Origin of the sequence: Streptomyces sp. NPDC059564 (genome assembly GCF_042735575.1) — a bacterium.
GTDB lineage: Bacteria > Actinomycetota > Actinomycetes > Streptomycetales > Streptomycetaceae > Streptomyces.
In genome coordinates this window covers 1-11,137 of sequence record NZ_JBHWBP010000257.1, presented here as the reverse complement: position 1 = coordinate 11,137, position 11,137 = coordinate 1, and the positions used below count along the sequence as shown (strand labels likewise).

The window sequence follows — 11,137 nt, the reverse complement described above, 5'->3', positions numbered from 1 at the left end:
GTCCGCTTCAGGTCAGCGGTACCGGGTTCACACCGCCGGGTACCACACGGTCCCGCTGCCGCCCGTGTGGGCGAGGGTGGAGTCGATGATGGAGCCGGGCTGGAAGTAGCGCGGGTGCTGCCGCAGGAGGCCCGCGGCGGAGTCCAGGGACGTCGCGTCGCAGACGCCGTCGGTCTGGATGCAGAACCGCTGGACCGGGACGCCGGGGAACTGCTCCGGCCCCGTGCCGGGCGAGGCCGCCACGAACGGGACGACGACCCCCTTGGGAACCAGGTGCCACAGTCCGGTGCCGGGCTGCATCGGGTCGGAGTAGAGCATGCCGTCGACCTGCGAGCGGGGCACCTTCGTGCCGTTGTTGGCGATCGTCTGGAGCAACAGGTCCCCGACCCAGGCGCCCTGGGAGTAGCCCGCGATCGTGAAGCGCGCCGTGGGGTCGGCGCGGTACGTGTTCTCCAGCGCGGCGAGGGCGTTGCGGTAGCCCTGGTTCACGCTGTCGCCGAAGCCCAGCGTCCCCCAGGGGGCCGGCATCTCGTTGTGGCTCCCGACGAACGGGGCTCCGCTGGCCGCGTAACAGACGGGGACCGGGATGCCGCCGTCGAGGTGCTGGTTCGCGGCCGTGAAGGTGCTGCTGCACTCGGGCCCGTTCACGGCCGAGCCGGTGCCGCCGATCTCGATGTAGTAGTGGTGGACCGCGTCGGCCTGTGCGGCGGACGGCACGACGGCGGCCGCGGCGAACACCAGGGCCGTCGACGCGAGGACGGACTTGAGGCGGCGGGCGAGCCTGTTCGGCTTCGTGCTGGACATATACCGGTCAACTCTCTCGGGTCGGGACGAGCGCCGCGTCGGATGCGGCGATCGGTGCCCATCCTGTTGTTCGCGCTGGTCGGCGGACCATGTCAGCGACCGGCCATTTATGGCCGGTCTCCCCACCACGGCGTTCTGGCAGGTCACCGGCAGGGCATCCGTCACCGGTGGCAGGAACGTGACCGGGCGAGGAGCGACCAAGTGACCCACCAGTTCGGCGCGTTGCTCCGCGGGCTGCGGCTCGAGGCGGGGATGACCCAGGAACAGCTGGCCGAGCGCTCGCGGCTGGGGGTGCGCACCATCCACCGGCTGGAGACCGGCAAACCCTCCGATGCCCGGATGGGAACGGTGAAGCAGGTCGCGCACGCGCTCGCCGACGCGTTGGGGCGGGACCGCGACGGCATGTGGACGGATCTACTGGCGGCTCGCCGCGCCCACGAGGCCGCCGCCGAGGACGCCGGCGCGCCGCGTGATCCCCTACGCCCCGGGCCCGTCGAACCGCCCGAAGGGAACGAAGCGAGCGAAGTGGCCGAAGTGGCCGAACCGGCCCGGCCGGAAGGGCCCGAGCAGCCCGCCCGCCCCCTGCGGCCCGGCGCGCTGTCGCCGTCGCGCGGGGCCCTGGCCGACGTCGCCGACTCACTGGCCCTCGACGTGTACAGCCGTTGCGTCCGCGAGGAGGAGCAGCGCCGCATCCACGATCCGTTCCCGCTGCCCGTGCGGTGGCGGTCGGCGCCCGGGGAACTGCTGGACCAGGGGGACGACTTCCCCGCCGCTCCCCCCGGGACCGGCTCCGGCCCGTTGCCCCCGGAGGGAGTCCTGGCCGACGTCGCCGACGTCTACCGGCGCGTGCCGTCCGGACGGCTGCTGGTGCTCGGCCGGGCCGGCTCCGGCAAGACCGTGCTGATCCTGCGGTTCGTCGCCGACTACCTGGGCAAGCGGTCCGACGGTGAGCCCGTACCGGTGGTCTTCAGCATCGGGTCGTGGGATCCGACCGCCACCGCGCTGCGCGACTGGCTCATCGACCGCCTGCTGCGCGACCACCCGAACCTCGGCGGGCGGTCCCCCGGCGGCTCGCCCCTGGCCGCCGCCCTCGTGGACGCCGGGTGGATCCTGCCCGTGCTCGACGGTCTGGACGAGATGGCCGACGGGCTCCTCGGCCTGGCCCTGCGGGAACTCGACACGAGCTCGCTGCCGCTCCTGCTGACCAGCCGTACCGAGCGGTTCGCCGGGGCCGTCGCCGTCGAGGTGCTCCGCAAGACCGCCGCCATCGAACTGGTGGACCTGAACACCGACGACCTGCTCCACTACCTGCCCCGCACCGCGCGTCCGACCGCGGCGGCCGGCGTGGACGGAAGGGCCACCACCGCGTGGGATCCCGTTCTGGAGCGGCTGCGCACGGACCCCGACGGCCGGGCCGGCGCCAACCTCCGGACGGTGCTCAGCACTCCGCTGATGGTCCTGCTCGCCCGGACCGTCTACAGCGACACCCCGGCCCGGGATCCCGCCGTGCTGCTGGACACCGCCCGCTTCCCGACCCCCGAGTCCATCGAGGAGCACCTGCTCGCCGGCTTCGTACCGGCCGTCTACCGCCGACGCCCCACGACCGCGAACGGCGGCCCCCGTCGAGGGCTCCGGCCGCACACCTGGGACCCGCGGCGCGCCCGGCACTACCTGGGGTACCTCGCCGAACACCTCGACCGGCCCGGGCGGCACGAGAGCCAGGATCTGGCGTGGTGGCAGCTGCGCGACTCCCTGCGGCTGTCCTCGCGCGTCCTGGCCGTCGTCCTCGCGTGCTCGCTGATCACCGGCTTCGCCGACTGGCTGGTCTTCCCCGCCAAGAACCTCGCCGCCGGCCACAGCGCCACGTTCGCGCTGGGAGCGGGACTGCTGGACGCGCTGCTGTTCGGCCCCGCGGTCGGTCTCGCCTTCGGACTGGTCTACGGGCTGATGGCCGTGTTCCGGACCAGGGCGTTCGAGCCGTCCCGGGTGAGGATGCGGCTGCCCGGCCGCCGCCGGCCGGCCGGGGCCGACGGGCCGTCCGCCCGCAGGTTCGTCACCCTGTTCTCGGCCGGACTGCTGGGCGGCTTCGTCATGGGCCTCGGGTGCGGGCTCGGCTTCACCACGGGAGCGCAACCGACCCGCGGCCACCTCACGCTCAACGCGGCGGCGGTCGAGGCGACGGTCGTCGACTCCCTGGTCTACGGGCTCACGTTCGGCCTGGCGGGAGGCCTGGTGCTCGGGCTCGTGGCCACCCTGGAGACCCCCATCGACCTCGGCTCCGCCGCCACCCCGACGGACCTGCTGGCCGTCAACCGCAGCATCGTGGTGCGCCAGGCCCTCTTCCTCGCGCCCATGCTGACCCTGGTGACAGCCCTCGGCGGCCGGCTGATCACCGGACTCCTCCAGGGAGCCGTCGGCCCCCTCCGCTGGCCCATGGCCGACGGGCTCGCGCTCGGCGCCGTCGGCGGCCTGGCCGGCGCGCTCTCCTACGCCCTGGCCTTCACCGCCTGGGGGCAGTGGGTCCTCCTCACCCGCGTCTGGCTGCCCCTCACCGGCCGCCTCCCCTGGGCCACCGTCGCCTTCCTCGACGACGCCTACCAGCGCGGCGCCCTGCGCCAGGTCGGCGCCGTCTACCAGTTCCGCCACGCACGCCTCCAACACCACTTGCGCGGAGGGCCCACCACCTGAGGGCGTCGCAAATTCTGACGGCTGACGTCGTCCTGGCCGGAAATCCTTGCTCAATTTGGTGACGAGCGTACTGATGTTTCATCATTGTGACTGAGCGTCAATTATCGGCGCGCGTCGAGGAGACGGCCCCCCGTTCACAACGGCGGCCCCCCGGCGCCCCCAGTCCCGTCACCTAGGCAAAGGCCCATGTCCGCCCAGCACCTCTCGGACCTCATACGTTTCGCCCGTCACAACTCGTCCTTCTACCGGGACCTTTACGCGTCCCTGCCACCGCACGCCGACCGCCTCACCGACCTGCCGGTGGTGGACCAGCAGCAGTTCTGGGCGGCCAACACCCTGCACGACAGCCGGGTGCTGACCGGCCCGCTCAGTGAGGCCACGGTCTACAAGACCGGCGGCACCACCGGGTCCCCCAAGTTCTCCGTCTACACCCGCGACGAGTGGCGCACGTTCGTCACCACCTTCGGCCAGGGGCTCGTGGACACGGGTCTGCGCCCGGGGCACCGCGTCGCCGACCTCTTCTACGCCGGGGAGCTGTACGCGAGCTTCCTCTTCGTCCTCGACTCGCTCGCCCACGCACCCGTGGACAACGTCCGCCTGCCCATCGGCGGCGGCGCGTCGCCGGAGTCGACGATCCCGACGCTGCGCGACCTCGCCGCCCAGGTGCTGACCGGGACGCCCACCACCCTGTGCCGGCTCGCCGAAGAGGTCCTCTCGTACGGAGTCCGGCTCGACGCGGTCGAGTTGCTGCTGTTCGGCGGCGAGGCCCTCTTCGACGACCAGCGGCGCCTGCTGGCCGCCGCGTTCCCGCGCGCCGAGGCCCGTTCCGTCGGGTACGCCAGCGTCGACGCGGGGCTGCTCGGCCGCCCCGTCCCCGGCTCCGACGCCCGGGTGCACCGGGCGTTCACCCCGCACTCGGTCGTCGAGATCCTCGACGACTCCACCGACGAGCCCATCACCGAACCGGGGCGGCCCGGCCGGGTCGTCGTCACCAGCCTCTTCCGCCGCCTCATGCCGATCATCCGCTACCCCGCCGGCGACCGGGCCGAGTGGACCGGCACCGGGCCCGGGCACTTCCGGATCCTGGGCCGCGCCGAGGAAGGCGTACGCGTGGGGCCCGTCTCCCTCTACACCCAGGACGCCCAGGACGCCGTGGCCACGGCGGACACCACCGGGCAGGTGGTGGGCATGCAGCTCGCCGTCCGCCGCTGGGACGGCCGCGACGGGCTCGTCCTGCGGCTGGCGACGGCCCCCGGCGGCCACGGCCACGGCCGGGAGGAGCTGGCCCGGGCCGTCGTCGCGGAGCTGGAGACCGTACGGCCGCTCTATCCGGACAGCGTGCGCGCCGGGTTCGTGCACCCGCTGTCCGTGGAGTGGGTACGTCACGGCGATCTCGCCGTGAACCCCCGTTCGGGCAAGCTCGTCCGGGTCCTCGACGAGAGGCCGACCGCGTGACCGTCTCACCCGCAACCGAAACCGACGTCGATTCCGATGCCGGAGCCCACGCCGGAACCCACGCCGAAGCCGCTGCCGACGGCCGACGGGCCCCGCTGATCCTGCGCAACCGTGCCTTCGGCACCGTGTGGCTGGGCCAGGTCCTCAGCCAGGCCGCCGTCCGCATGTTCCAGGTCGGCGTGTCCTGGTGGATCGTCGCCTACGCCGTGCACGACGCCCGGGGCCTCGCCTCAGGCCTGTTCATGGCCGCCTGCACGCTGCCCGCCGTGGCGCTGGCGCCCGTCGTCGCCGGGGCCGTCGGCCGGTTCGCGCACCGCTCGGTGCTGCGGACCTCCGCCGCCCTGGCCGGAGCCGCCTCGGCCGCCCTCGCGCTGGGGGCGTACGGCGGTGGCCTGCCGCTCGCCACCGTGTACGCCGCCGGCCTCGCCCTGGCGACCTGCCAGGCCTTCTTCGACCCCTGCCTGACCACCTCGGTGCCCGAACTCGTCGATGACGCCGACATCGAGACGGCCACCGGCTTCGAGCTGTCCACCCAGTCCCTGGCCGGCCTCGGAGGAGCGCTGCTCGGCGCCCTGACCGTCGACCGGGCCGGTGTGGCCGGGCTCGCCGCGGGCTGCGCGGCGGCCTACCTCGGCGCCGCCGTGCTCGTCGCGAGCGCCCGGTTCCGTACCGCCGCGTCCGCCGCGCCGGCCGACGGGGAGGACCCGGCGGCCCCGGCCCAGCGGCGCACGCTCCGCCGCATCCTCGGCGAACTGCCCTACGTACGGCGCATCCTGATCTGCTTCACCGCGGCGAACCTCTTCACCACCGCCGTGTTCGTCGTCATCCCCCTCTACACCCGCTCGGTCCTCGCGGGCGGTGGCGGAACCGTGGCCCTGCTGGAGGCCTCCCTGGGCACCGGAGCGCTCATCGGCGCCTTCACCGGCGCCCGCGTGCCGGGGCGGCCCACGGTCGCCGGGGCCTACTGCCTGGGCCTGATGGCCCTCGCGCTGGCGCTGCCGGGCCTGGTCGCGCACCGTCTGGTGTTCGCGGGCTGCCTGGTGGTGGCCGGCTGGTGCGCCGGGGCCGTGAGCGTCCGCTTCGTTGCCCTCTTCCAGCGGCTGGTGCCGACGGCCGACAAGCCCGGCTTCTTCGCCGTGATGCAGGCCGTCCTGGGCGCCTCCCTGCCAGTGGCGTCCCTGGTGTTCGGCTCGGCGGGAGACTTCCTCTCGCCGCGCACGCTGTGCCTGGTGCAGGGCATCGGGCTGGTCCCCGCCGCCTGCGCGCTGGCCCTGCTGGGGCTCCGTACCCCGGCCCCGGCCGTCGGGGGCGAGCGGTGAACCCCGTCATCACCCCGGCCGTCTGCGCGGACATCGCCGAACTGCGCCAGCTCTACTACGCCGTCTACGGACCGCACTACCCCGTGGCCCTCGGCACCGACCCGGCCGAGATGGCCCGGCTCATCGAGGACCCGTACTCCCTGTGGCTCGTCGGCCGCTGCCCCGACACCGGGGCGCTGACCGCGTCCGCCGCCATCCACGGCGAGGCGGGCAGCCGCATCGGCCGCCTGGAGGGCATCGCCGTGCACCCCGAGCGCCGCTCGTCGGGCCTGGCCGCCGCCCTCACCGAGGCCCTGTGCGCCGGGATGCTGGACACGGGGCGGCTGGACTCGGTGTACGCGACCGTGCGCACCGTCAGCGCGGGCCCGCAGCGGGTCGTCGCGCGCAACGGCTTCCGCCCGCTGGGCATCCTGCCCAACGCGGTGGATCTCCGCAGCCGCGAAAGCCTCGCACTCTACGCGCGTCACTCCGCCGGGGTGCTCGACCGCCGGATGCCCGTCACCGAAGTCCCGGCCCCGCTGCTGCCGTTGCTGCGCACCGCCGAGGCCGCGCTCGGCATCGACTACCCCGGGGTACGGGCCGCCGCCGACGGCCCGTACCCGGAGCCCGAGCCCCAAGGGGCCGCCGAGCGGCTGGAGATGATCGAGGCACCGGCCTTCGTACGCCGCCGCTTCCGCGAGCGGTTCCCCGGCGCCGAGGGCTGGTTCTACCCGCTGCACACCCCGAACGTGCTGCTCACGCCCGAGGACGGCCGGTTCGAGGTGTACGCCTACCTCAACCGCGCCGGAGGCTACTGCTCCCTGCTGACCGCCCACCCCGACCCGGCCGCCGCGGCCGCGTACCTCGAACCCGTCACCCGGGCCCTGGCCCGCGCGGGCGCCGGCTACGTCGAGGCCCTCGTACCCCTCGCGCACCACGAGGCCCTCTCCGCCTTCCTGGCCCAGGGCTTCATCGCCGGAGCCATCTACCCGGCCATGCGCGCCGACGGCGACGGCTTCCACGACTACGCCGTCCTGTCCCGCTCCAGCGAGCGCATCGACTTCCGCGGCGTCGCCGTCGAACCGCCCCTCCAGCCCTATCTGGACTGCTACGTGTCGGCCTGGGCGTCGACGCACCTGCCCACACCACCCGAGGTTGCCCCATGCACCCCATGAACCCCCATCTCGCGCCGGTCTCCGTACCCGACCCGGCCCTCCTGCCCCACGTACAACAGCTGTGCGACCTGACCGATCCGTACGCCTTCGGGCCCGCCGAGGACGAACTGTTCGCCGCCGCCATGGCGGAGAGCCACGCCTGGCACACCGAGCGCTCGCCGTTCTTCCGCTCCCTGTACGAGGCCACTCCCCCGGCGGAGCCCTACCGCGCGCCGCTCGTCCACGCGAACTTCTTCAAGCGGCACGAGGTGCTGTCCGTCCCGCGCGAGGACGTCGAGCTGCACCTGACCTCCTCCGGCACCACCGGCCAGAAGTCGCAGATGTTCTTCGACCACTGGACCATCCGCTCCGCGCAGCGCATGGTCGCCCGGATCTTCGAGCGCAACGGCTGGATCACCCCCGGCCAGGACGTCAACTACCTCCTGTACAGCTACGAGCCGTCCCCCTCCCTGAACCTCGGGACCGCCTTCACCGACAACTACCTGTGCGACTTCGCCCCGGCGCGCAGCGTCGCGTACGCGCTGCGCAACACCGGCGGCGAGCACGAGTTCGACCCCTTCGGCTGCATCGCCGCGCTGCGCCGCTTCGAACGGGAGGACGCCCCGGTCCGCATCCTCGGCTTCCCGGCCTTCCTGTTCTTCACCCTGGAGCGGATGCGGGCCATGGGCCTGCCCCCGCTGCGCCTGCCCGAAGGCTCCCTCGTGGTCCTCGGCGGCGGCTGGAAGGGCCACGCCGACCGGCGCATCGGCAAGGAGGAGCTGTACGCCCGCGTCACCGAGCAGCTCGGCATCCCGGGTGAGCGGATCCGGGACACCTTCGGGTCGGTGGAGCACTGCATCCCGTACATCGAGTGCGACCACCACCGGCTGCACGCGCCCGTCTGGTCCCGGGTGACGATCCGCTCCACCCGCACGCTCGAACCCCTGCCGTACGGGGAGCCCGGCTACCTGCACCTCGTGTCGCCGTACATCACCTCGGTGCCGGCGCAGAGCGTGGTCATGGGCGACCTCGCCTCCCTCCAGCCGGGCAGCGCCTGCGGGTGCGAGCTTCAGACCCCCTGGTTCACCGTCCACGGCCGTGCCGGGGTGAGCCGCAACCGCAGCTGCGCGGTGGCCGCAGCGGAACTGATGAAGGGCATGGCGTGACCGAGACCGAGAAGCACCACTACTGGCAGGGCGTCTTCATCGGCGACGAGGAGGCCGGGCGCCGCCTCGCCGGCCTGCCGGCCGCCGTCGAGGCCGCGCTGGCCGAGGGGCTGGAGACCGAGACCGTCCTGGCCGCCTGCGACGCCCTCGCCACCGCCCTGCGCGACCCGGCCCACCCGGTGTGCGCCCGGCTCGCCGCGCACCTGCCCGAGGGGGAGGACCCGGCCGTCCTGGCCGAGCTCGGCGGCGCCCTCGGCCGGCGGGAGCTGACCCGCAAGCTGCGCCGGGAGCTGGGCAGCGCGACGCCCGGACGGCTGAACCGGGCCGATCCGCGCGAGACGGTGTACGAGGCGTGGGCGCCGGTCGGCCTGGTCGCCCACATCGCGCCGGGCAACGCCGCGACGGTCGCGCCGCTGAGCATCGTCGAGGGCCTGCTCGCCGGGAACGTCAACGTCCTCAAGACCAGCGGCGACGACAGCCTCCTGACCCAGCACCTGATGGCCGAGCTCGTGGCCCTGGACCCGAGCGGCGCCCTGGCCGCGCGGGTGATCGTCCTGCGCTTCCCGTCGTCCCGGCAGGAGTGGCTGCGCCTGATGTGCGCGCCCGCGGACGCCGTCGCCGTATGGGGCGGGGAAGGAGCCGTCGAGGGGGTCGCGGCCCATGTGCCGGCCGGCTGCCGGCTGGTGGAGTGGGGGCACCGGATCTCCTTCGCGTACCTGACCGCCGACGCCTGGTCGGACAGCGGCACGCTCGACGCCCTCGCGGACGACGTGTGCCTGTACGAGCAGCAGGCGTGCTCCAGCCCGCAAGTGGTCTACCTCGACACCGAGGACGAGGGCGAGGTGTTCGCGTTCGCCGAGCGGTTCGCCGCGGTCCTCGGGGCCCGGCCGCCGGCCGTGACCGACGCGTCGGCGGGCGGGCCGGATCCCGCCGAGGAGGCCGAGCTGACCACCACCGAGCTGATGGCCCGGCTGGAGGAACACCTGGGTCTGACCCGGGTGTTCGCCGCGCCCGACGGCTCGTGGCGGGTGATGGCCGACACCCGGTCGCCGCTCACCGCCTCGCCGCTGCACCGCAGCGTGTGGGTCAAGCCGCTGCCCCGCAAGCGGCTGATCGCCACCCTGCGCCCGATGCGCCGCTACCTGCAGACGGCGGGCCTCGCGGGCAGCGCGACCGACATCGCCGAGCTGTCCCGTACCGCCCTGGCGGCGGGCGTCACCCGTGTCACGCCGGTCGGCGCCATGCCGGCCAGCTACGCGGGCGAACCGCACGACGGCGTCTACGCCCTCCAGCGCTACAGCCGCCGCGTCGCGGTCCAGGCCGACCAGGCCCGCTTCGCCACCACCGCCTGCCTCGACGACCTGGCCCGGCCCGTGGTCCTGCCGCGGCCTACCGGACCGCTGCAGGGCAAGGAGGACGTACAGGAACCGGCCCGGCACCTGGCGCGCGCCGACGCCGAGCTGTTCTTCCGCAGCGGCGGCAGCACCGGCGCACCGGCCCTGTCGGTGTTCAGCTACGACGACTACGACACCCAGATGCACGCCGCCGCCCGCGGCCTGCTCGCCGCCGGCTACGACCCGGTCGGCGACCGCACCGCCAACCTCTTCTACTGCGGCGCCATGTACGGCAGCTTCATCAGCTTCTTCTCCGTACTGGAACGCCTCGGCGGCGTCCAACTCCCCCTGTCCGCCGGGCCCGACCACCGCGCGACCGCGCAGGCCCTCATCGACCACGGGGCCGACACCCTCTTCGGCATGCCGTCCTACCTCTGGCAGCTGCTGCACGCCGAGGAGGAGGCGCTGCGCGCGTACGGGGGTCTGCGCAAGGTCTTCTACGGCGGCGAGCACTTCACGCCGGAGCAGCGGCGCACGCTGAAGGACACGTTCGGCATCGAGGCCGTCCGCTCGATCACCTACGGCAGCACCGACCTCGGCCCGCTGGGCTACCAGTGCACCGAGAGCTCCGGCGGCGTCCACCACCTGCACGCCGACCTGCACACCATGGAGATCCTGGACCTGGCCGAGGACCGGCCGGTGGCTCCGGGCGAGACGGGCCGGCTGGTCTTCACCACGCACGCCCGGCGCGGCCAGCAGCTGGGCCGGTACCTGATAGGCGACCTCGGCCGGGAGGTCCCGGGCCGCTGCCCCTGCGGCCGGCACGCGCCGCGCTTCGAGCTGAGGGGGCGCACCGGTGACGTGATGCGGGTGGCGACGTACTTCCTCAACCACCGCCGCTTCCTGGCCCTGGCCGAGGAGCGGGGCGGCCACCGCGGCGAACTCCAGATCCGGCTCGACGCCGGGGAAGCGCGCGAGCGGCTGACCGTACGGGTGGAACGGACAGGGGCGACCGGTCCGGAGCGGCTGCGGGAGGTCTTCCTGTCCGGCTACCCGGAGCTCCGCTCGGCGGTGGCGGAGCAGCTGCTGGACCTGGTGGTCGAGGCGGTCGACGGCCCGTCGCTGGACCGCAGCCCGACCAGCGGAAAGCTCCTGGCGGTGGTGGACGCCCGCCGCTAGGAAGCCCCCGACGCGGTCCGGAACCCGTCGCCGGGCTGCGGCGGCCCGCCGGGGCCTAC

7 protein-coding genes are annotated in these 11,137 nt (G+C 73.9%); 6 read left to right on the top strand and 1 reads right to left on the bottom strand.

All coding sequences use genetic code 11. The features are described from left to right. Positions 1–27: 27 nt before the first annotated feature. Positions 28–804, bottom strand: a complete 777-nt coding sequence (locus tag ACFV0Q_RS30535) for a PE-PPE domain-containing protein (protein WP_385009597.1) — start codon at positions 802–804, stop codon at positions 28–30. Between the two features lie 201 nt (positions 805–1,005). On the opposite strand from ACFV0Q_RS30535, the gene ACFV0Q_RS30530 reads away from it, so the two are divergent. The 6 genes from ACFV0Q_RS30530 (at position 1,006) to ACFV0Q_RS30505 (ending at position 11,078) form a co-directional block, all read left to right on the top strand. Beyond that, on the top strand, positions 1,006–3,492 hold the full coding sequence (locus ACFV0Q_RS30530; protein WP_385009596.1) for a helix-turn-helix domain-containing protein: 2,487 nt from the start codon (positions 1,006–1,008) through the stop codon (positions 3,490–3,492). A gap of 186 nt (positions 3,493–3,678) precedes the next feature. Further along, entirely contained in the window at positions 3,679–4,947 is a 1,269-nt protein-coding gene (locus ACFV0Q_RS30525) for a phenylacetate--CoA ligase family protein (RefSeq protein ID WP_385009595.1), read from the top strand. Further along, complete coding sequence (locus tag ACFV0Q_RS30520; protein ID WP_385009594.1) at positions 4,944–6,266, top strand: MFS transporter; 1,323 nt, start codon at positions 4,944–4,946, stop codon at positions 6,264–6,266. Before ACFV0Q_RS30525 ends, ACFV0Q_RS30520 begins: the two co-directional genes overlap by 4 nt. After that, positions 6,263–7,420, top strand: a complete 1,158-nt coding sequence (locus tag ACFV0Q_RS30515) for a GNAT family N-acetyltransferase (RefSeq protein ID WP_385009593.1) — start codon at positions 6,263–6,265, stop codon at positions 7,418–7,420. Before ACFV0Q_RS30520 ends, ACFV0Q_RS30515 begins: the two co-directional genes overlap by 4 nt. Next, complete coding sequence (locus ACFV0Q_RS30510) at positions 7,417–8,565, top strand: acyl-protein synthase (protein ID WP_385009592.1); 1,149 nt, start codon at positions 7,417–7,419, stop codon at positions 8,563–8,565. Before ACFV0Q_RS30515 ends, ACFV0Q_RS30510 begins: the two co-directional genes overlap by 4 nt. Beyond that, positions 8,562–11,078: an acyl-CoA reductase gene (locus tag ACFV0Q_RS30505; protein ID WP_385009591.1), complete on the top strand. Its 2,517-nt coding sequence runs from the start codon at positions 8,562–8,564 to the stop codon at positions 11,076–11,078. The genes ACFV0Q_RS30510 and ACFV0Q_RS30505 overlap by 4 nt, the downstream gene beginning before the upstream one ends. Positions 11,079–11,137: the final 59 nt, after the last annotated feature.

Excerpts from the sequence above, each read along its gene's own strand:
- ACFV0Q_RS30535 (WP_385009597.1), bottom strand. The coding sequence starts at position 804 with ATGTCCAGCACGAAGCCGAACAGGCTCGCCCGCCGCCTCAAGTCCGTC.
- ACFV0Q_RS30525 (WP_385009595.1), top strand. The coding sequence starts at position 3,679 with ATGTCCGCCCAGCACCTCTCGGACCTCATACGTTTCGCCCGTCACAAC.
- ACFV0Q_RS30510 (WP_385009592.1), top strand. The coding sequence starts at position 7,417 with ATGAACCCCCATCTCGCGCCGGTCTCCGTACCCGACCCGGCCCTCCTG.